General features: G+C 69.5%; 20 protein-coding genes, 1 tRNA gene and 2 pseudogenes. 19 read left to right on the top strand and 4 right to left on the bottom strand.

Annotated elements, in window-relative coordinates; genetic code table 11:
- Positions 1-11 precede the first annotated feature (11 nt).
- The gene (locus ACLQ2T_RS27005; protein WP_425769159.1) at positions 12-1745 is read left to right on the top strand and encodes a CTP synthase; all 1734 of its coding nucleotides are present in this window, start codon (positions 12-14) and stop codon (positions 1743-1745) included.
- Positions 1742-2347: an NUDIX domain-containing protein gene (locus ACLQ2T_RS27000; RefSeq protein ID WP_425769158.1), complete on the top strand. Its 606-nt coding sequence runs from the start codon at positions 1742-1744 to the stop codon at positions 2345-2347. Before ACLQ2T_RS27005 ends, ACLQ2T_RS27000 begins: the two co-directional genes overlap by 4 nt.
- A gap of 65 nt (positions 2348-2412) precedes the next feature.
- Here ACLQ2T_RS27000 and ACLQ2T_RS26995 read toward each other — a convergent pair whose 3' ends face one another.
- A complete protein-coding gene (locus tag ACLQ2T_RS26995) occupies positions 2413-2706 on the bottom strand; it encodes a TM2 domain-containing protein (protein ID WP_425769157.1) in 294 nt (97 codons plus the stop codon).
- A gap of 251 nt (positions 2707-2957) precedes the next feature.
- Here ACLQ2T_RS26995 and ald point away from each other — a divergent pair, with 251 nt between their 5' ends.
- The 9 genes and pseudogenes from ald to ACLQ2T_RS26950 all read left to right on the top strand — a co-directional run bounded on the left by ald (position 2958) and on the right by ACLQ2T_RS26950 (position 11316).
- Positions 2958-4073: an alanine dehydrogenase gene (gene ald, locus ACLQ2T_RS26990; protein ID WP_425769156.1), complete on the top strand. Its 1116-nt coding sequence runs from the start codon at positions 2958-2960 to the stop codon at positions 4071-4073.
- On the top strand, positions 4070-5077 hold the full coding sequence (locus tag ACLQ2T_RS26985; RefSeq protein WP_425769176.1) for a site-specific tyrosine recombinase XerD: 1008 nt from the start codon (positions 4070-4072) through the stop codon (positions 5075-5077). Before ald ends, ACLQ2T_RS26985 begins: the two co-directional genes overlap by 4 nt.
- A 180-nt stretch (positions 5078-5257) precedes the next feature.
- A complete protein-coding gene (locus ACLQ2T_RS26980; protein ID WP_013732865.1) occupies positions 5258-6181 on the top strand; it encodes a ParA family protein in 924 nt (307 codons plus the stop codon).
- A 91-nt stretch (positions 6182-6272) separates the two neighbouring features.
- A pseudogene (locus ACLQ2T_RS26975) lies at positions 6273-7142 on the top strand (segregation and condensation protein A); the annotation flags it as partial.
- Positions 7143-7159: 17 nt separating this feature from the next.
- Entirely contained in the window at positions 7160-8059 is a 900-nt protein-coding gene (scpB, locus tag ACLQ2T_RS26970; RefSeq protein ID WP_425769155.1) for an SMC-Scp complex subunit ScpB, read from the top strand.
- A complete protein-coding gene (locus ACLQ2T_RS26965) occupies positions 8046-8816 on the top strand; it encodes a pseudouridine synthase (protein WP_425769154.1) in 771 nt (256 codons plus the stop codon). The genes scpB and ACLQ2T_RS26965 overlap by 14 nt, the downstream gene beginning before the upstream one ends.
- Before the next feature lie 150 nt (positions 8817-8966).
- Positions 8967-9647, top strand: coding sequence for a (d)CMP kinase (gene cmk / locus ACLQ2T_RS26960; protein WP_425769153.1), 681 nt, complete (start codon positions 8967-8969; stop codon positions 9645-9647).
- Positions 9644-11047 carry a ribosome biogenesis GTPase Der gene (gene der / locus ACLQ2T_RS26955; RefSeq protein WP_425769152.1) on the top strand — a complete coding sequence of 468 codons (1404 nt, stop codon included), beginning with the start codon at positions 9644-9646 and terminating at the stop codon, positions 11045-11047. The genes cmk and der overlap by 4 nt, the downstream gene beginning before the upstream one ends.
- A 195-nt stretch (positions 11048-11242) precedes the next feature.
- Positions 11243-11316, top strand: a tRNA-Pro gene (locus ACLQ2T_RS26950).
- 84 nt (positions 11317-11400) lie between these two features.
- Here ACLQ2T_RS26950 and ACLQ2T_RS26945 read toward each other — a convergent pair.
- From ACLQ2T_RS26945 to ACLQ2T_RS26935, 3 genes are all read right to left on the bottom strand, one after another.
- A complete protein-coding gene (locus ACLQ2T_RS26945) occupies positions 11401-12606 on the bottom strand; it encodes a tyrosine-type recombinase/integrase (protein WP_425769151.1) in 1206 nt (401 codons plus the stop codon).
- Positions 12606-12866 (bottom strand): helix-turn-helix transcriptional regulator, encoded by a 261-nt coding sequence (locus tag ACLQ2T_RS26940; protein WP_425769150.1) that lies wholly within the window; start codon positions 12864-12866, stop codon positions 12606-12608. Before ACLQ2T_RS26940 ends, ACLQ2T_RS26945 begins: the two co-directional genes overlap by 1 nt.
- 213 nt (positions 12867-13079) lie before the next feature.
- On the bottom strand, positions 13080-13739 hold the full coding sequence (locus ACLQ2T_RS26935; RefSeq protein WP_425769149.1) for a DUF3631 domain-containing protein: 660 nt from the start codon (positions 13737-13739) through the stop codon (positions 13080-13082).
- 129 nt (positions 13740-13868) lie between these two features.
- On the opposite strand from ACLQ2T_RS26935, the gene ACLQ2T_RS26930 reads away from it, so the two are divergent.
- From ACLQ2T_RS26930 to rfbD, 8 genes and pseudogenes are all read left to right on the top strand, one after another.
- Positions 13869-14150 (top strand): hypothetical protein, encoded by a 282-nt coding sequence (locus tag ACLQ2T_RS26930; protein WP_425769148.1) that lies wholly within the window; start codon positions 13869-13871, stop codon positions 14148-14150.
- Positions 14151-14197: 47 nt separating this feature from the next.
- Positions 14198-14865 (top strand): annotated as a pseudogene (locus tag ACLQ2T_RS26925) (transposase family protein); the annotation flags it as partial.
- 18 nt (positions 14866-14883) lie between these two features.
- On the top strand, positions 14884-15621 hold the full coding sequence (locus ACLQ2T_RS26920) for a hypothetical protein (protein WP_425769179.1): 738 nt from the start codon (positions 14884-14886) through the stop codon (positions 15619-15621).
- 763 nt (positions 15622-16384) lie between these two features.
- Positions 16385-17158, top strand: coding sequence for a TylF/MycF/NovP-related O-methyltransferase (locus tag ACLQ2T_RS26915; RefSeq protein WP_425769175.1), 774 nt, complete (start codon positions 16385-16387; stop codon positions 17156-17158).
- Between the two features lie 2 nt (positions 17159-17160).
- Entirely contained in the window at positions 17161-17766 is a 606-nt protein-coding gene (locus ACLQ2T_RS26910) for a dTDP-4-dehydrorhamnose 3,5-epimerase family protein (protein WP_425769147.1), read from the top strand.
- 97 nt (positions 17767-17863) lie between these two features.
- Complete coding sequence (locus tag ACLQ2T_RS26905; protein ID WP_425769146.1) at positions 17864-18928, top strand: glucose-1-phosphate thymidylyltransferase; 1065 nt, start codon at positions 17864-17866, stop codon at positions 18926-18928.
- A complete protein-coding gene (gene rfbB, locus ACLQ2T_RS26900) occupies positions 18925-19911 on the top strand; it encodes a dTDP-glucose 4,6-dehydratase (RefSeq protein ID WP_425769145.1) in 987 nt (328 codons plus the stop codon). The genes ACLQ2T_RS26905 and rfbB overlap by 4 nt, the downstream gene beginning before the upstream one ends.
- On the top strand, positions 19908-20807 hold the full coding sequence (rfbD, locus tag ACLQ2T_RS26895; protein ID WP_425769144.1) for a dTDP-4-dehydrorhamnose reductase: 900 nt from the start codon (positions 19908-19910) through the stop codon (positions 20805-20807). The genes rfbB and rfbD overlap by 4 nt, the downstream gene beginning before the upstream one ends.
- The last annotated feature ends 243 nt before the right edge of the window (positions 20808-21050 follow it).

Below are 21050 nucleotides of genomic sequence, written 5' to 3'. Positions count from 1 at the left end.
GGGAGCAGGCCTTGGCCCCTTCAGCACGGACGACCAGGCACATTTTCGTCACCGGGGGCGTCGCCTCCTCCCTGGGTAAAGGGCTGACCGCCTCCAGCCTCGGCAACCTGCTCACCGCGCGGGGACTCCGCGTGGTGATGCAGAAGCTCGACCCCTACCTCAATGTCGACCCCGGCACCATGAACCCGTTCCAGCACGGCGAGGTCTTCGTCACCGAGGACGGCGCCGAGACCGACCTGGACGTCGGCCACTACGAGCGGTTCCTGGACCGGGCGCTGTCCGGCAAGGCGAACGTCACCACCGGCCAGATCTACTCCGACGTGATCGCCAAGGAGCGGCGCGGCGAGTACCTGGGCGACACCGTCCAGGTGATCCCGCACATCACCAACGAGATCAAGTCCCGGATCCTGGCCATGGGCGACCCGGACGACGACGGCCGTACCCCGGACGTGGTGATCACCGAGGTGGGTGGCACGGTCGGTGACATCGAGTCGCTGCCGTTCCTGGAGGCGATCCGTCAGGTCCGGCACGACCTGGGCCGGGACAACTGCTTCTACCTGCACGTGTCCCTGGTGCCCTACCTGGCGCCGTCCGGGGAGTTGAAGACCAAGCCGACCCAGCACTCCGTGGCGCAGCTGCGCAACATCGGCATCCAGCCCGACGCCATCGTGTGCCGCTCCGACCGCGACATCCCGGACAAGCTCAAGCACAAGCTGTCGCTGTACTGCGACGTCGACGCCGAGGCCGTCATCGCCGCCCCGGACGCCCCCAGCATCTACGACATCCCCAAGGTGTTGCACCGCGAAGGGCTGGACGCGTACGTGGTGCGCCGGCTCGGGCTCTCCTTCCGGGACGTGGACTGGGACGGCTGGGACGACCTGCTGGAGCGGGTGCACCAGCCGCAGCGCACCATCACGGTCGCCCTGGTCGGCAAGTACGTCGACCTGCCGGATGCGTACCTGTCGGTGAGTGAGGCGATCCGGGCGGCCGGGTTCGGTAACCGGGCCCGGGTGCAGTTGCGCTGGGTGCCCAGCGACGACTGCGTCACCCCCGCCGGCGCGGCGGCGGCCCTGGCCGGGGTGGACGGCATCGTCATCCCGGGTGGGTTCGGGGTGCGCGGCATCGAAGGCAAGATCGGCACCGCCCGGTACGCCCGGGAGAACGGCATTCCACTGCTCGGGCTCTGCCTCGGCCTGCAGTGCATGACCATCGAGGTGGCCCGGCACCTGGCCGGCCTGGAGGGCGCCAACTCGGTGGAGTTCGAGGCCGACGCCGTGCACCCGGTCATCGCCACCATGGCCGACCAGGAGGACATCGTCGCCGGCAAGGGCGACCTGGGCGGCACCATGCGGCTGGGGGCGTACCCGGCGAAGCTGGCCGAGGGGTCGATCGTCGCCGAGGCGTACGGCAGCACCGAGGTCAGCGAACGACACCGGCACCGCTACGAGGTGAACAACGCCTACCGGGACCAGTTGACCAAGGCCGGGCTGCGGATCTCCGGCACCTCGCCGGACGGTCGGCTGGTCGAGTTCATCGAACTGGACCGGGACCTGCACCCGTTCTTCGTGGCCACCCAGGCGCATCCGGAACTCAAGAGCCGCCCGACCCGGCCCCATCCGCTGTTCGCCGCCTTCGTGCAGGCCGCGGTGGCGTACTCCCAGGCCGATCAGCTTCCGGTCGACCTGGAGGGGGCCCAGCGGGCCACCCGCAACGGCACCGCCGCATCGGCGGCCTCGGCCTCGTGAGCGGGGTCGAGCACCACTACGAGGTGCGCTCGCGTGAGGTGCGCTACTCGGGTCGCATCTTCGACGTGGTCTCCGAGCAGGTGACCATGCCCGGCGGTGACATCGTCACCCGCGACCTGGTCCGGCACGTCGGAGCGGTGGCGGTGGTGGCGGTGGACGACGCCGGTCAGGTGGTGTTGATCCGGCAGTACCGCCAACCGGTCGGGCGACGGCTGTGGGAGCTGCCGGCCGGCCTGACCGACGTGGCCGGCGAGGATCCGGCGCTCACCGCGGCCCGGGAGCTGGCCGAGGAGGTCGACCTGGTCGCCGGGCGCTTCGATGTGCTGGTCGACCTGCACAGCTCGCCCGGGTTCACCAACGAACTGGTCCGGGTCTACCTGGCCCGCGACCTCACCGAGGTGCCCGCGGAGCAGCGCCACGACCGGCACGAGGAGGAGGCCGACCTGCAGATCGTGCGGATCGACCTGGACGAGGCGGTCGGCATGGTGCTGGCCGGGGAGATCACCAACGCCTCCTGTGTGGCCGGGCTGCTGGCCGCCGCCCGGGCCCGCGACGCCGGCTGGTCGGGGCTGCGCCGGGCGGACGCCCCGCTGCCGCGCTGAAGTCGGACCACGCGAGACGCAGGGGCCGGGCGAATCCTCGCCCGGCCCCTGCGTGATGTCACGGGTCAGTCGCGCAGCGGGCGTCCCTGCCCGTCGACGCCACCGTTGACCAGGATCAGGATGCCGTCGATGAGGCCCCAAAGGCTGCCGATGCCGCAGGTCACGATGGTGACGATCAGCTGGATGACACCCGTCTTGGTGTCGCCCATGTAGAAGCGGCCGACGCCGAAGCCACCCAGCAGGATCTGCAGGATGCCGGCGACGAGCTTGCTCTTGTCAGAAACGCCCTGGGGATATCCGGGCGGAGGGGGATAGGTCATGAGGCGACACAATAGTGATCCCTTCGCGGGCCTGCGCACCGGACTGCCCGAAGTGCGAGATCACAGCGGGAATCCTGTCCTGACGGCTGAGGGGACCCTCCACCGAGGGGCGCGGTCTGACACCTGACACTTCGTCAACGTCCACGACCACCAGGTGTCACAGTGCAGGCCCCGGTGCCTTTCCGACCCGCTTAAACTGCGCCGACGGGATCGGTCGACCGTGGCGGCAAAGGCGCCACCACACACCGCGCAGGCGGGGCGACGGTCCGGCGGAGAAAGGTGACTGCATCGTGAAGGTCGGTATTCCACGCGAGGTCAAGAACCACGAGTACCGCGTCGCGATCACACCGGCGGGAGTCAACGAGTTCACCCGCAGCGGTCACCAGGTCTTCATCGAGGCCGGCGCCGGACTCGGGTCGAGCATCACCGACGAGGAGTTCGCCGCCGCCGGCGCGAAGATCCTGGACACCGCCGACGAGGTGTGGGCCGCCGCGGAACTGGTGCTCAAGGTCAAGGAGCCGGTCGCCGAGGAGTACCACCGGATGCGCGAAGGGCAGGTGCTCTTCACCTACCTGCACCTGGCCGCGTCCGCCGACTGCACCCGGGCGCTGCTCGACCGCAAGGTCACCGGCATCGCGTACGAGACCGTGGAACTGCCGGACCGGTCGCTGCCGCTGCTCGCCCCGATGTCCGAGGTGGCCGGTCGACTGGCCCCGCAGGTCGGCGCCTTCTACCTGATGCGTACCGGTGGTGGCCGGGGGGTGCTGCCCGGCGGGGTCTCCGGCGTCTACGCGGCCAAGACCGTCGTCATCGGCGCCGGGGTCTCCGGCATGAACGCCGCCGCCATCGCGCTCGGCCTGCAGTCCGAGGTGCTGCTGCTGGACAAGAACGTCGGCCGGCTGCGGCAGGCCGACGCCATCTACCGGGGCCACCTGCAGACCGTGGCGTCGAACGCGTACGAGATCGAGCGGGCCGTGCTGGACGCGGACCTGGTCATCGGCGCGGTCCTGGTGCCCGGCGCCAAGGCCCCCAAGCTGATCTCCAACGAACTGGTCTCCCGGATGAAGCCCGGCAGCGTGCTCGTCGACATCGCGATCGACCAGGGCGGCTGCTTCGAGGACTCCCGGCCCACCACGCACGCCGACCCGGTCTACAAGGTGCACAACTCGATCTTCTACTGCGTGGCGAACATGCCCGGCGCAGTACCGAACACCAGCACGTACGCACTGACCAACGTCACCCTGCCGTACGCGCTGGAGCTGGCCAACCACGGCTGGCGTGAGGCGTCCCGCCGCGATCCGGCGCTGGCGCTGGGCCTGAACACACACGACGGACAGGTCGTGTACGGCCCGGTCGCTGAGGCACACGACCTGCCGACCACTCCGCTGGCCGAGGTGCTGGCCTGACCGGCCGCACCCCGACCGCCGCAGCGGACGGAGCCGGCGCGGGCCACCAGCCCGCGCCGGCCCTGCGCCGCGCCCTACGCGGCTACCTGGACCACCTCACGGTCGAACGCGGCCTGGCCACGAACACCCTGGTGTCCTACCGCCGCGACCTGGACCGCTACCTGAACAGCCTGGCCGCCGCCGGAGTCACCGACCTGGCCGTCGTCCCCACCGGCGAGATCGAACGCCACCTGGCCCGGTTGCGCACCGGCGAGGACGGGCACCCGCCCCTGGCCGCCTCCTCCGCCGCCCGGGCCGCCAGCGCCGTGCGGGGCCTGCACCGGTTCGCCCTGCGCGAGGGCCTGACCACCGCCGACCCCAGCCGCGACGTCCGGCCGCCCGCCCCGCCGCGCCGGCTGCCCCGCGCCCTGTCGCTGGAGGAGGTGCTCCGGCTGCTTGAGGCCGCCGGGCCGGTGGAGGCCGCCGGGGAGGCCGCGCCGCTCGCGTTGCGCGACCGGGCACTGCTGGAGTTCCTGTACGGAACCGGGGCCCGCATCTCCGAGACGGTCGGTCTCGCGGTGGACGATGTGGACCTCACCGAGGCGGTGGTGCTGCTGCGCGGCAAGGGCGGACGTGACCGCCTGGTGCCGATCGGCGGGTACGCCCAGCGGGCCCTGGGCGCCTACCTGGTCCGCGCCCGGCCCGGACTGGTCGCCGCCGGCCGGGGCACCCCGGCGGTCTTCCTCAACGCCCGGGGTGGGCCGTTGACCCGGCAGGGGGCCTGGACCATCCTGCGTCGGGCCGCGCAGCGCGCCGGCCTACCCGTCGAGGGACCGCAGGCGGTCTCCCCGCACACCCTGCGCCACTCCTACGCCACCCACCTGCTCGACGGCGGCGCGGACGTACGGGTGGTGCAGGAGTTGCTGGGGCACGCCTCGGTCACCACCACCCAGGTCTACACTCTGGTCACCGTCGACCGACTGCGTGAGGTCTACGCCACCGCCCACCCCCGCGCCCGCAATTGAGCGCTGCCGGGCGGTGCCGTCGGCCGACACGCCGAGCAGGTGCCGAACGCCCTGCTGGCCGGTGGCGTACAGTCGGCAGCGCGGGCCCTGGCGGCGAGATGACCGGGGTACGCAGCGGCGCCGCGAAGGACGTCGGGCGGCTCCGACGCCGGATGGTCGTCGGGAGGGGGCAACGAGGACATGGCTGGCAACGGTGACCGTGCCGAGACCTGGACGTCGGAGCTCCGCGAACAGCAGAATGCCCTCGGTGCTGACCTGGGCCCGGCCGACCCGGCCGCCTACACGATGCGCAAGCCGATCCCCGAGCCGATGCCCACCGACCGGCACGGCCCGGCCCGGATCATCGCGATGGCCAACCAGAAGGGCGGGGTGGGCAAGACCACCACGACCATCAACCTGGGTGCCGCCCTGGCCGAGTACGGCCGCAAGGTGCTGCTTGTCGACTTCGACCCGCAGGGCGCCCTCTCGGTCGGCCTGGGGGTCAACCCGCACAACCTGGACCTGTCGGTCTACAACCTGCTGATGCAGGACGACGTCACCGCCGAGGACGTCCTGATCAAGACCGACGTCGCCGGTCTGCACCTGCTGCCCGCCAACATCGACCTCTCCGCCGCCGAGATCCAGCTGGTCAACGAGGTCGCCCGGGAGATGGCCCTGGCCCGGGTGCTCAGGAGCGTCCGCAAGGAGTACGACTACATCCTGATCGACTGCCAGCCCTCCCTGGGCCTGCTGGCGATCAACGCGTTGACCGTGGCGCACGGGGTGCTCATCCCGCTGGAGTGCGAGTTCTTCAGCCTGCGCGGGGTGGCCCTGCTGCTGGACACCATCGACAAGGTGCGGGAGCGGCTCAACTTCGACCTGGAACTCGAAGGCATCCTCGCCACCATGTACGACAGCCGCACCACCCACTGCCGGCAGGTGCTGCAACGGGTGGTGGAGGCATTCGGCGACAAGGTCTACCAGACGGTGATCACCAAGACGGTGAAGTTCCCCGAGTCCACCGTCGCCGGGGCCCCGATCACCACCCTCGACCCGGCCTCCTCCGGGGCCCGCAACTACCGCCAGCTCGCCCGCGAGGTGATTGCCGCGCAGGCGGAGCGGTAGGCTCCGCAATCCCGTGGCCAGGCCGTGGACTACGGTCGTCGACGTGACCGCGCCGCCCCTCGACCCCGCCGCCGCGGACGATCCGACCCGGGTGGCCGAGCCGGACGCCGGCCCGGTCGGTGCGGACGCCGCTGTCGACGATTCGGCCGATCCCGGCAGATTCACCGTGCGGCTGGCCAACTTCACCGGCCCGTTCGACCTGCTGCTGCAACTGATCGGCAAACACAAGCTGGATGTGACCGAGGTCGCCCTGCACCAGGTCACCGACGAGTTCATCGCCTACATCCGGGCCATGGGAGACGACTGGGACCTCGACGAGGCCAGCGAGTTCCTGCTCATCGCCGCCACCCTGCTCGACCTGAAGGCGGCCCGGCTGCTGCCGGCCGCCGAGGTGGAGAACGAGGAGGACCTGGCCCTGCTCGAGGCGCGAGACCTGCTCTTCGCCCGGCTGCTCCAGTACAAGGCGTACAAGGAGGCGGCCGCGCACATCGCCGCCCTGGAGGAGGTCGGGGGACGCCGTTATCCCCGCGCGGTCACCCTGGAACCCCGCTACGCCGAGGCCCTGCCGGACCTGGTGCTCAACATCGGTGTGCAGCGGCTGCGGGACCTGGCCGTACGGGCGATGACCCCGAAGCCGGTGCCGGAGGTCTCCATCGCCCACGTGCACATGGTCCGGGTCAGTGTCCGGGAACACGCCGCGATCATCGCCGAACGGCTACGCCGGGCCGGTACGGCCACCTTCACCCTGCTCTGCGTCGACTGCGAAGCCACCCTGGAGGTGGTGGCCCGGTTCCTGGCCCTGCTGGAGTTGTACCGGCAGGGGGTGGTGGCCTTCGTGCAGGAACAGGCGTTGGAGGAGTTGACCGTACGCTGGACCGGTCCCGCCGACGGCGGACCGGCCCTGGCCATCGACGAGTACGCCGGGGCCCCGGCCGAACCGAACCCGGACGGGACGGCAACGAGCGAGGAGCAGGCCGAATGACCCACGAGGAACGTGGCGATTCGCTGGCTGACCAGGCCGCAGCCTGGATCCCACCCTGGCAGCGCCCCGCCCCACCCGTCGAGGCCGCCGCCCCCGATCGTGACCCGGAGGTGCCCCGCCAGGGGCCTTCCCACGCCCTGACTGCGCCATCCACTCCGGCCCAGGCCGATGTGCCGGATGACGCGGATGTCGTAGGTGCGGCGCCGGATGACGCGGGTGCCGCCGGTGCGGCGGCGGGGGAGACGGGTGTCGTCGGTGCGGTGACGGCGGGGGGAACTGCCGGCGCTGCGGTGGTGCGTCGGCAGCGGTCGGGGCGGACCCGGCCGGCACCGGAACCGGCGCCGGTGCTCGACGACACCGAACTGCGCGGCGCCCTGGAGGCGATCCTGCTGGTGGTGGACGAACCGGTCAGCGAGCTGACCCTGGCCCAGGTGCTGGAGCAGCCGCCGGCGCGGATCGGCCCGATGCTCGACGAGATCGCCGCCGGATACACCGCCGCCGGTCACGGCTTCGACCTGCGCCGGGCCGCCGGCGGGTGGCGGCTGTACACCCGGCCGGAATACGCCACCTACGTGGAACGGTTCGTCCTCGACGGGCAGTCCGTACGCATCACCCAGGCCGCCCTGGAGACCCTGGCCGTGGTGGCCTACAAGCAGCCGGTCACCCGGTCCCGCATCTCGGCCATCCGCGGTGTCAACTGCGACGGGGTCATCCGTACCCTGGTCTCCCGAGGGCTGATCGAAGAGTGCGGCACCGAGTCCGACAGCGGGGCGTTCCTGTACCGGACGACCACGATGTTCCTGGAGAAACTCGGCCTGAACAGCCTCGACGACCTGCCACCGCTGGCCCCGTTCCTCCCCGACGACGTAGAAGAGCTTGCCGATGCTTCGCGATAACCGCACCCCCTCACCCGACGCGCCCGTCTACACCGGCCCGGAACGCCTCCAGAAGGTGCTCGCCGCCGCCGGTGTCGGCTCCCGGCGCGCCTGCGAGGACCTGATCTTCCGTCGGAAGGTGACGGTCAACGGGCGGGTGGCGCAGCTCGGCGACAAGGTCGATCCCGCCACCGCCGTCATCCACGTCAACGGTGAACGGCTCCAGGCCGACACCCGGCTGGTGTACCTGGCCATGAACAAGCCCCGCGGCGTGGTCTCCACCATGGCCGACGAGAAGGGCCGCACCGCGCTGGCCGACTTCCTCGGCAACCGGGTCGAGCAGCGGGTCTACCACGTCGGGCGGCTCGATGCGGACAGCGAGGGCCTGCTGCTGCTCACCAACGACGGCACCCTCGCGCACCGGCTGATGCACCCCTCCTACGGGGTGCAGAAGACCTACCTGTGCGAGGTGGCCGGGCCCATCCCGCGCAACCTCGGCAAGCGGCTGGCCGCCGGCATCGAACTGGAGGACGGGCCGGTCACCGTGGACGGCTTCCGGGTGGTGGACTCCCTGGGGCGTACCGCCCAGGTGGAGCTGAGCCTGCACGAAGGGCGCAAACACATCGTACGACGGTTGCTCGCCGAGGTGGGGCACCCGGTGAGCCGGCTGGTGCGTACCGCCATCGGGCCGATCCGGCTCGGCGACCTGCGCAGCGGGCGGACCCGACGCCTGACCAACGCGGAGGTCGCCGCCCTGTTCAAGGCCGTGGGTGACTGACCGCGCGGTCGCGGGTACCGCTGGGGGTAGGCTCGCGGACGGCCCGGCGGGCCGTGGGGTTCGGCGCCGGGGATGATTGAGACATGTGTGACAACCGCTCGCGTCCGCCGATGACGGCGGAACGTGAGGTACGGGCTGAGGAGGACAACGGTGGAAGAAAAGATACCGGTCGGACGCTGCGTCGTCGCTGTGGACGGGCCGTCCGGTTCGGGTAAGTCCACCGTCTCGCGACGGCTGGCGACCAGCTTGGCCGCCCGTTACCTGGACACCGGCGCGATGTACCGGGCCGTCACCTGGGCGGTGCTGCGCTCCGGCGTCGACCTCAACGACGCCCACGCCGTGGCCAAGGTCGCCGGCGAGGTCGACCTGCGCATCGGCACCGACCCGGCGGGCTACACCGTGACCGTCGACGGGGTGAACGTCGAGGCCGAGATCCGAGGCGCCGACGTGACCGCCGCCGTCTCCGCGGTGGCCGCCGTACCGGCGGTGCGGGCCCTGCTGGTCGCCCGGCAACGCGACATGATCGACAAGGCCGGCCGGATCGTGGTCGAGGGCCGCGACATCGGTTCCGTGGTGGCCCCGGACGCCGACCTGAAGGTCTACCTCACCGCCTCGGCGGAGGCCCGGGCCGCCCGGCGCAGCGCCGAGAACGCCGCCGACGTCGCCGCCACCGCCGCCGACCTGGCCCGCCGCGACCAGTTGGACTCGACCCGCAAGGCCGACCCGCTCGCCCAGGCCGCCGACGCCGTGGTGCTGGACAGCACCGAACTGGGCATCGACGAGGTCGTGGCCCGACTGCGTGAGCTGCTCACCGAGCGGGGAGTGGCATGAGCAACGACGACGGCTGGGTGGAGCTGCGGGAACCGGACCTCGACATCGAGGAGCCGACCGGCCCGCAGCCGGTGGTGGCCGTGGTCGGCCGCCCGAACGTCGGCAAGTCCACACTGGTCAACCGGATCATCGGCCGCCGCCAGGCGGTCGTCGAGGACGTCCCCGGAGTGACCCGCGACCGGATCCCGTACGACGCACAGTGGTCCGGCCGGACCTTCACCGTGGTCGACACCGGCGGGTGGGAACCGGACGCCAAGGACCGGGCCGCGGCCATCGCCGCGCAGGCCGAGACGGCCGTGGCCAGCGCCGACGTGGTGGTGTTCGTGGTCGACGCCACGGTGGGCTCCACCGACGTCGACGAGGCGGCCGTGAAGATGCTGCGGCGCAGCGCCAAACCGGTGATCCTGGTCGCCAACAAGGCCGACAACACCAACATCGAACTGGAGGCCACCTCGCTGTGGTCCCTCGGCCTCGGTGAACCGCACCCGGTGTCGGCACTGCACGGCCGCGGCTCCGGCGACCTGCTCGACGCCATCATGGCCGCGCTGCCCGAGGCACCGAAGATCGTGGAGAACCGTCCCCGCGGTCCCCGCCGGGTGGCCCTGGTCGGTAGACCCAACGTCGGCAAGTCCAGCCTGCTCAACCGCTTCTCCGGTGAGGAACGCGCGGTGGTCGACGCGGTCGCCGGCACCACGGTCGACCCGGTGGACAGCCTGGTCACCATCGGCGGCGAGACCTGGCACCTGGTGGACACCGCCGGGCTGCGCAAGCGGGTCGGCAAGGCCAGCGGCACGGAGTACTACGCCAGCCTGCGTACCGCCTCCGCGATCGAGGCCGCCGAGGTGGCGGTGGTGCTGCTCGACTCCAGCGAGCCGATCAGCGAACAGGACCAGCGGATCCTGTCCATGGTCACCGAGGCCGGCCGGGCACTGGTCATCGCCTTCAACAAGTGGGACCTGGTCGACGCCGACCGTCGGTACTACCTGGACAAGGAGATCGAGCGGGAACTGCGCCGCATCCCGTGGGCGATCCGGCTGAACCTGTCGGCGATGACCGGCCGGGCCGTCGACAAGCTCGCCGCCTCCCTGCACCGGGCGTTGGACAGCTGGGAGACCCGCATCCCCACCGCGCAGCTCAACGCCTGGCTCACCGCCCTGGTCCAGGCCACCCCGCACCCCGTACGTGGGGGACGGGCACCGAGGATCCTGTTCGCCACCCAGGCGGGCGTGGCCCCACCCCGGTTCGTGCTGTTCACCACCGCCCCGCTGGACGCCGGGTACCAGCGCTTCGTCGAGCGCAAGCTGCGCGAGGAGTTCGGCTTCGAGGGCAGCCCGATCGAGATCTCGGTACGCCCCCGCAAGAAGCTCGGCCCCGGCGGCCGAGGCAAAGCACACGGCTGATCCTGTCTTACCCGGGCCCGGGTGGAGGCGCTCGCCTCCACCCGGGCCCTTTTGCTGCTCACCTATCTTCCTAGGATGCTCTAGCGGGGGTGAGCTGTTCGGCGAGGCGGCGGTGTGGGGTGGGGGCTGTGCGACGGATGGGGGAGGCTGCGCTAAGCTGTACCGGCTGTCGCGGGCAAGGTCCGGCGGTGGCAACGGGACGTGGCGCAGCTTGGTAGCGCACTTGACTGGGGGTCAAGGGGTCGTCGGTTCGAATCCGGCCGTCCCGACAGCACGAAAAGAGGCCGTCGACCGGGATATTCTCCCTGGTCAACGGCCTCTAATTCGTACTGAGGTAGTAGGGGTTTCCTGATCTAGACGGCGCGTAGCTGGGGACCATCTGGGGACCGGCGGGCCTTCAGATGGGCGCTGAGGGCCGTTCCGGCGTCGGTGATCGATTGCCGGTCGGGGTGTAGGTAGCGCTGGGTTGTGGTCAGCGACCCGTGTCCGGCGATCTTCCGTAGGACGTGCACGGGTACGCCTGCGTCGGCCATCCAGGTGAGGCCGGTGTGCCGTAGGTCGTGTCGGCGTAGGTGCTCGAATCCCAGCTTGGTCACCACCTCATCCCAATGCGTCGCGTCGCGGAGCACGGCGGTACTGATTCGGCCACCGCGCGGGCCGGTGAACAGCCGGGAATCAGGCTTGGTCGCGGCGGCCAGGCGGTGAGCGACGATCGGCCGTACCTCTTCGATCAGGGGCACGGTCCGGGCGCGTTTTCCTTTGGTGCCCTTGTCGATGAGGCCACCGGGGCTGGGTGTGGTTTGGCGGCGCACTGTCCACATCCACGTTTCCCGGTCGATGTCCTCGGCCCGCACGCCGGAAACCTCACCGATCCGAGCGGCGGTACAGGCTGCGAATACCACCACGTCGGCCCAACCGGTGAAGTTGTTCGCGGATCGGTCCACCAGTGCAGCGGCAAGCTTGGTCAGCGTTTCCCAATCGGGCAGGGCCAGCGAGCGCGGATCGTCCAACTCGTCTTCGGCCCGCTGGTATTCGCGCTGCCACCCGGTGACCTGTGCGGGATTCCGTTGGATGATGCCGTCGCGTACGGCCTGTTCCAGCACGCGGACCAGCACGGCGAGGCTGTTCTTCACCGTAGATCGGCTGTATTCGTCGGCGATCCAGGAATGCACCGCCCGATCCACCGCGCCATTGGTAATCATCCGAACAGGAATGTGGCCGAGCGTCGGCACCACCCGCTTACGCCACCCTGCCAGGTACGGATCAAGCGTCTTGCGTTCCAAGCCGCGTAGGGCCAGCGTCATCACGCTCTCGCCGTACTCGGCGAGCCGCTTGGTAGCGGCGACCGGGTCGACGCCACCTTGTGCGGCACTGGCCATGCCGTCGATCCAGGCTTGCGCTTCTTCCGGTGTGGCGACCGTCGTTGATTTGGACAGCCGGCGCTTGCTGGTCGGGTCGGTCCACCGCACCCGTGCCCGGTACGGCCGGTCGCGGCCGGGCCGGTACTCCACATCGGTGGTCAGCCGTACGCCGATCGGTGGTTGCTGCGGCGTGGCCATCAGGCCGCCTGCGGGTAGATGCGACGGGCCGACAGCCACCGTTCGACATCGGTCGTCGCGTACTTCACCACCCGGTCGGAGATCTGAATGAACGGCGAACCCTGCAACGGTTGGAGAGTGCGCCACCGCCGGATGGTCGACGGGTCGACGTCGAGCAGTCCGGCAAGTTCCTCGGTGGACATGAACGGCTTGGGCGAGAGGCGGATGACGTTGTCTCCTTCCTGGCGGTCGGTCGCGTCTGCGGGCTGATTCTGCGGCACGAGTCGCACGGTGAGCGCCTTTCCGGGGTGGTTGGACTCTGTGGGGATAGACGGGGAGGTGTCGCCGCAGAACGGCGTAGAACGGCCCGCTGAGAGCGCCGGAGGCGCGCGATTTCGGGCGGCCCGGCGAGGGGCATAGGGCGGTCGCGCCTGTGTGGCTCTCAGCGGGCCGTTTCCGGGATCGGTGGCCGGTGGCCGTGCCGGGCGGTCCGGTCAGGGTCGACGGTGGGTGACGTGTCGCCGGGGGGTATCCGTACCATCCGTACCAAGCTCGTTTTGCCTGGTCAGGTGCGGTACGGATTGGTGTGCTGGTACGGATTGATGCGTACCAGGGGCGCGTCCGGGTGGGGTTGGTGGTACGGATCGATCCGTACCAGGTGGGTAATCCGTACCGGGGATGACCTGCGGAAATGAGGGTGGGACGGATGGTACGGATGGGGTGGGGCAGTACCGGTTCCATGCGTCGGTGAAGGCTTCTCGGGTGTAGCCCTTGGCCTGTCCGACGGGGAAGCGGATGGTGGTCGAGGTGATGCCGAATTCGCGGAGCAGGTCGCCGAGTCGCTTGCCGGTGAGGCCGGTTGGCCCGAATCCTGCCCAGGGTGCTTCGTCGTCGCCGTTGAGCGCGGCGAGTAGGTCGTGTGTGGATGCGGCGGGCGGGTCGCCGAGCACGGTGAACGCGGTCCGCACGTCGGCCAGGAGTCGCACGCGGGTGGAGACGTTGCCTGCTTCGTCGGCCTCGGCGGTGAGGGTGGTGACGGCGTGCCGGGCGCGGGCGACGAGTGTCGTACAAACACCGGTACATCGAAGGCGTCGGCCGGCTTGATCAACGAGCCCGACGCCCCAACGGGTGGATGCATCAGAGCAGACTGCCATGAGTACCCAGCGCCGTGGTGCCCCACCGACTCACCGGACCATGTTTCAGCGTTGATCCTTGCGTGCGAGCAGAGCTAACGACGGCCCTTCCGTCGTTAGCTCTGCTGCCTCGGCTAGGGTCGCCCGCCTGTGTTGCTGCAATCGGCAAAGCTCGGTGACGCCGGGCAGCTACCGTCGATAGTCGATCATCACGTGATCGTCAGCGGATTGCGACGGTGGGGTTGCGGTATCGATCACCCCTCGGACACAAACCATAGCCCTACGGTGTGCGCTGAGATCTACTTCAGCGCGCACCGTTTGCGTTTCCGGCTGGTAGGCGAGCCGGAGGCCGAGTTGCCGGTACACCTCGGCCTTGTCGGCAGGGTCGGCGTCGCGGAGCACGGTGGTGATGTCGCCGAGCGCGGTTACTGAGGGACGTCTCGTAACTCGGTGGTTGGTCGATGGTGGATCATGTCTGGGTGCAGGTGATCTCGGCGGCCCGCCCGGAGTGGATCTTCCCGTTCACCGGGTTGCAGCCCGCCCAGTTCCGCAGGCTGGTCCGGCTGGTCGCCGAGCGTGGCGGTGACGCGATCGCCGACGGCCGGCCGGGCCGGCAGTGGTCTCTTGACCTTGCTGATCGGGTGTTGCTGGTCGCCGCCTACTGGCGCACGAACCTGACGATGCGGCAGATCGGCCCGCTGTTCGGGGTGTCGCACTCCGCCGCGCACCGAGTGATCGACACCCTCGGCCCGCTGCTGGCCCTGGCCCCGGTACACCGACGCCGGGTCGACCAGATCACCATCGTCGACGGCACCCTCATACCGACCCGGGACCACCGGCTGGCCGCCCCGAGCAAGAACTACCGCTACAGCACGAACCTGCAGGTCGCCATCGATGCCCACACCCGCCTCGTCGTCGCCCTCGGCGATCCGCGACCCAGCAACCGCAACGACACCATCGTCTACCGGACCAGCGGCATCGACCAGAAACTGACCGGACGGCCCGTCATCGCCGACGGCGCCTACCGCGGCAACCCCGACGTGATCATCCCTACCGCAAACCCGCCGACGGCAACGAACTACCCGACTGGAAAGCCGACCTGAACAAGCAACACCGCACCGTCCGAGCGCAGGTCGAACGCGCCGTCGAATGCGCAGTCCTGGCGGTGCTCGTGGGTCTGGACGTGGTCGGCGGAGGTTTCGCCCTCATCGCCCTGGCCGTCACGGTCACGGCGGAGATCAACCTGTCGGTGCTCTACGTCCCCTCGTGGCAGCCATTGCTGAACTACGGCCTCGTCAGCCAGGAACGCCAGCGGGTGAACTCCTGGGGCAGGGCCGCCGGCGGCCTGATCGTGGCCGGTGCGGTCCTGCTGTACGGCTCGGGCGGCCCAGTGCTGCGTACGGCGATGTTCGCGGTCATCGGCGCCGTCGCCCTGCTGCTGGCTGTCGCCGCCCGCGGCATCCCGGCTCCGAACCGACCCGCGGAGCGGTCCAGCCACACGAACCTCGGCCGCTATGCCTGGCAGGCCGGTCCGGTGCTGCTGACCGCCACCGTCGCCCTCGCCGTCGTGCGGGCACCGGTCGACGGGACCGCCGAGCAGATGATCACCATCGCGGCCCTGGCCGTGGCGTCGGCAGCCAACCTCACGATCCTTCTGGCCATGCTCGAGCGGGCACACCGGGACGTCGACGAAACCACCTCGGTCCGGGCCTTGACGTTGCTCGACGTCGTGGCATCGACGTCGCTTCAGGTCGGGCACTTCGTCGGAGGGCTGCTCGTGTCGTTCAGCATCGATCGGGCCGATTGGCCGCTCGACCCCTACCGGATCTGGCTGGTGGCGGACACGGCTGCCGTCGCCATGGGCCTGGTGTCGCCCGCCCTCCGCAGGACACCGACGGAATAGCCGAGTCCCCGAGCGCCCCCGGTCACCGCTCGTGACCGTCGGGGTCGTGCAGCCTTACATCGGCGATCTCAGGACGTCGAACTCGCAGCCTGGCAAGGACGGGTCGAAGCCGTGTTCGATCAGCCGGCTATGAACACCGGCGTCCACGGCCGAATCGCGGCCTCGGCTATCTCGCGGTTGCGGTCGACCAGATCGGCCGGCAGGACGCCGCTGTCGACGAGCCAGGCGCGTTCGCGTTCGAGTTCCGGGTAAGGCGGACGAGCTTCTTGTCGGAGCGGGCGAGGGTCGGAACTGTGGCGACGCCTGTAGCGAGGCCCTATCGAGACACGTCAGCGACGCTCCCATGTCGAGCATGCGGCTCCGCCCGGCGAACGACGGTTTGGCGACAAGGCACCAGGGCCGGTTGCGCAGCGAGTCAGTCCGCCAGCCGGAGTGGCAACCTCATACTCGCAGTGCCCCTGATTTCCGCCCGACCCTCGGTTCACGAAACCTCGACAGGAGAGCGGCGAACAGCCGGTACATCGGCTCTTGAGCCAGAGTCAAGCCGGTCCCACGAAGCTGATATCCGTACGCCGACGGCACGAATTCCACTTCGAGAGGCCATCGTCGGTGCAGTTGGCTCGGCTGGGCCGCGTCCCGCTACCCGTGGCAGGCGTGGCCGGTGCCGGAGGCCGAACTGTCGTGACCCGCTGGCCTGCGGCTGTGCGGCGCAGCCGATCGACCCGGCGAGATGGCGGACAAGCCGTCGAGAAGGAAGGGATCTATGACCGATATCGAGTACCGGGATCCTCGAACCCTGCCGCACGAGTCGGAACAGGAGCGGCAGGTACGGCAAAGGCTTACCGAGTTGTTGATCGAGACGCCCATCCCGCCGGTCTACCTCATCGACAACCTTCCGTTGTATCTTCGGCGGCATCAAATGGCCGACCTGCTCGCCATGGACGCGCTCTATCGGATGCTCTCCGACGTACCCGGGGTCATCCTGGAGTTCGGAGTCCTGCACGGTCGCCATCTCGCCACCCTCACCGCCTTGCGGGGCCTCCACGAGCCGTACAACTCCTACCGCCGAATCATCGGGTTCGACACCTTCACCGGTTTTCCCGACATCTCCGAGATCGATCAGGCGAGTCCGAGTGCCGTGGTCGGCCGATTCGCGGTTCCCGACGGTGAGGTGGACCATCTGCGCGAGGTGCTCGCGGCGCACGAGGCCGGCGATCCTGTCGCGCACGTCCAGCGCACCTTCGTCGTGGAGGGAGATGTGCGCGAGACGCTCCCGCGGTACCTGCAGGACAACCCCGAGACCATCATCGCGCTGGCCATCTTCGACCTTGATCTCTACGAACCCACCCGTGACGTGCTCCGCGCGATCCGTCCCTGCCTCGCCAAAGGGAGCGTCATCGCCTTCGACGAACTCGGGCATCCCCGGTGGCCGGGCGTGACCGCCGCCATCCGAGACGGCCTCGATCTCGGCCAGGTGACCTTGCGGCAGATCCCCGGCCGCGAGCAACCGGTGGTCTATCTGAAGTGGGGCGAGTAGGGATGCGGGTGCGTGGGTTGGCGGTGGAGGGTGCCCTCGAGTTCGAGCCGACGGTCTTTCCCGACGCGCGGGGCAGGTTCGTCTCCCCGTTCCAGCAGGCTGCGTTCGTGGCGGGCGCCGGACGTCCGCTGTTCCCGGTGATGCAGGCGAATCACAGCGTCTCCCGGCGCGGAGTGGTGCGCGGCCTGCACTTCACGACGGCCCCGCCCGGGTGCGCGAAGTACGTGTACTGTGCCTCAGGACGCGCGATAGACATCGTCGTCGACGTCCGGGTTGGCTCGCCGACGTTCGGCAAGTGGGATTCCACCCTGCTGGACTCGGTCTCTTTCCGCGCGGTGTACCTGCCCGTCGGAGTGGCACACGCCTTCGTCGTGTTGGCCGATGACACCGCGATGGCGTACATGCTCTCCACCGAGTACGTGCCGGAGGGCGAACGTACCCTCTCGGTCCTGGACCCGGCGCTGGGCCTGCCCATGCCCGCAGGCATCGAGCCGATCCTGTCCGACCGGGACCGCGAGGCACCCACCATCGAGCAGGCGCTAGCCGACGGGATGTTGCCGGCGTACGCCGAATGCGTCGCGCTCGATCAGGCCCTGCGGGCTCGGTGAGCATGCCTTTCTCAGCCCGGGCTCGACCTGCCCTGAAGACAACCCCGTCAACCTGGACGCGAGGGTGGACGGTTCATCTCTGGTTCTCGGGGGTCACATGAAGGCGCTTGTTCTGTCGGGCGGAGCGGGTAGCCGCTTACGACCGATCACGCACACGTCGGCCAAGCAACTGGTGCCGGTGGCCAACAAACCGGTGCTCTTCTACGGGCTGGAGGCGATCGCCGAGGCCGGGATCTGCGATGTCGGCATCGTCGTCGGTGACACGGCAGACGAGATCAGGTCCGCCGTGGGAGACGGCTCCGCGTTCGGTATCTCCGTCACCTACATCCGGCAGCACGCTCCGTTGGGACTCGCGCACGCGGTCCTGGTCGCCCGTGATTATCTCGGCGACGACGACTTCGTCATGTACCTGGGTGACAACTTCATCGTCGGTGGCATCCGTGACCTGGTGAACGACTTCCGCCGGGATCGCCCCGACGCTCACATCCTGCTGACCAGCGTGCCGGACCCGCGGCAGTTCGGGGTGGCCGAGCTCGACGGTGGCCGGGTGGTCAGCCTGGTGGAGAAGCCGGAGCACGCCAAGAGCGACCTCGCCCTCGTCGGCGTCTACCTGTTCACCCCGGTGATCCACGAGGCGGTACGCGTGATCACCCCCTCCGAGCGAGGCGAGTTCGAGATCACCCACGCCCTCCAGCGGCTGATCGACCAGCGGTACGACGTGCGCTCGACAGTCATCTCCGGGTACTGGAAGGACACCGGCAACGTGACCGACATGCTGGAGGTGAACCGTTCAGTACTCGAGAGCATCGAACCGGTCGTGGCCGGCACGGTGGACGCGACGAGTGAGATTATCGGCCGGGTACGGATCGAGCGTGGCGCCCGGATCAGTGGCAGCCGCATCGTCGGCCCGGCGGTCATCGGCGCCTCGACGGAGGTCGTGGACTCGTACGTCGGGCCGTTTACCGCGATCGGTGAGGGCTGCCGGATCGAGGACACCGAGATCGAGTACTCGATCGTGCTACAGGATTCGGCGCTCACCGGCGTACGCCGGGTGGAGGCGTCGCTGATCGGGCGCGACGTGGAGGTCACCCCGGCCCCGCGCAACCCCGCTGCCCACCGGTTCGTGCTCGGCGATCACAGCAAGGTGCAGATCTCGTCATGACGACCCGACTTCTGGTCACCGGCGGTGCCGGATTCATCGGTTCCCACTACGTCCGAACCCTGCTTGGCCCGGACGGCCCGGCTGGCGTGCGCGTGACGGTCCTGGACAACCTCACCTACGCCGGCAACCCGGAGAACCTCGCGGGGCTGAGCGGTCATCCGAGGTACGCGTTCGTCCACGGTGACATCTGCGACGCCCAGACCGTGGCATCGTTGATGCGCGAGCAGGACCAGGTGGTCCATTTCGCCGCTGAGTCACACGTGGATCGTTCCATCGACACCGGCGCGGCGTTCGTACGCACCAACGTGCTCGGTACCCAGACCCTGGTCGAGGCCGCACACCGGAGCGGAATAAAGAGGTTCGTGCACGTCTCCACCGATGAGGTGTACGGCTCCATCGAGGAGGGCTCGTGGCTCGAGACGTATCCCTTGGAGCCGAGTTCGCCGTACTCCGCATCGAAGGCGGCCGGTGACCTCGTCGCACTCTCGTACCATCGCACGCACGGCTTCGACGTGCGGGTGACCAGGGCCTCCAACACGTACGGGCCGTACCACTTCCCCGAGAAACTCATCCCCCTGTTCATCACCCGCCTGCTCGACGGGGAACCGGTGCCGCTCTACGGCGACGGCGGCAACGTGCGGGACTGGCTCCACGTCGACGACCACGTCCGCGGGGTCGAGCTGGTCCGTACGCGGGGCCGGGCCGGAGAGATCTACCACCTCGGCGGGGGAGCGGAACTGTCCAACCGCGAGCTGACCGGCATGTTGCTCGCCGCATGCGGCGCGGACTGGGGCAGGGTGCGGTACGTGCCGGACCGCAAAGGGCACGACCGGCGTTACTCGCTCGACTGCACAAAGGCGCGGCGGGAGTTGGGCTACGCGCCTCGCGTGGAGTTCCGCCAGGGACTGACTGAGACGGTGCGCTGGTACCGGGAGAACCGGACCTGGTGGGAGCCCTTGCGTGAGCGGGTGGTAGTGCGGTGAGCCCCGCCCGGTCGCCCAGATGGCTGGTGACCGGCGCGGGCGGCATGCTCGCCCGGGACCTGTTGCCCCGGCTGGAGGCTGCCGGAATACCGGCACTCGGTGCCGACCGCCGCAAGCTGGACATCGTAGACGCCACCGCCGTCCGGGAGGTCTTCGCCGCGTACCGGCCGGCGGTGGTGGTCAACTGTGCCGCCTTCACCGCCGTGGACGACGCCGAGGAACGTGAGGAGGAAGCGCTGGCGGTCAACGGTCGGGGGCCACGGTGGCTCGCCGACCAGTGCGCGGCGTCCGGGGCGGTGCTGCTGCAGATCTCCACCGACTATGTGTTCGACGGTCGGGCGGACCGGCCCTACCGTGAGGACGCAGTCACCGGACCGCGCGGCGCGTACGGCCGGACGAAGCTTGCGGGGGAGCAGGCGGTGCTCGAGACCTGCCCGGAGCAGGGCTACGTGGTTCGGACCGGCTGGTTGTACGGCGCCGCCGGCCACAACTTCGTGGCCACGATGATCCGGGCGCAACGGCAACGGGAAACTCTCGACGTGGTGGACGATCAGCGCGGTCAACCGACCTGGACGGCCGACCTGGCCGGCCAGTTGACCGCGCTGGGCATCGCGGCGCTGGCCGGCGACGCCCCACCCGGGATCTACCACGGCACCAGCGCCGGCCACACCACCTGGTACGAGTTCGCCCGGGAGATCTTCGGGTTGCTGGGTGCCGATCCGGACCGGATCCGACCTATTTCCAGTGACCGATTCCAGAGCCGTACCCCGCGCCCGGCATTCAGTGTGCTGGGCCATGACCGTTGGGCAAAAGCCGGCCTCGCGCCCATTCGGAACTGGCGCCCGGCGCTGGCCGAAGCCTTTCCGGCCGTGTTGGCGGCCGCGTCGGCCGGCTGATTCGCGCCACGATTCTTCGGCCTCTTATCTCGGCCTCGGAAGAGGCTCGGCAATTTTGCACCCACTGGACCAGCTTCGCGGTCGTTCATAATCACGTCCCGCAGACGGGCGGGCCGATTGCCCCTGCCCGGCGTAGCCTGGTGGACGTTCCCGGCCACTGCATTTAAGGTCGTGCTCGCCGAAGCCTGCAACCGCAGATCGTTGTTCTCGATGGGGGTGCCGGGTGGTCGCTGACGCTGACTC

It is taken from the genome of Micromonospora sp. DT229, assembly GCF_049844505.1.
Taxonomy (GTDB): Bacteria; Actinomycetota; Actinomycetes; order Mycobacteriales; family Micromonosporaceae; genus Micromonospora.
The sequence above is the reverse complement of the archived record's forward strand: the minus strand, read 5'-3'. Positions and strand labels throughout refer to the sequence as shown.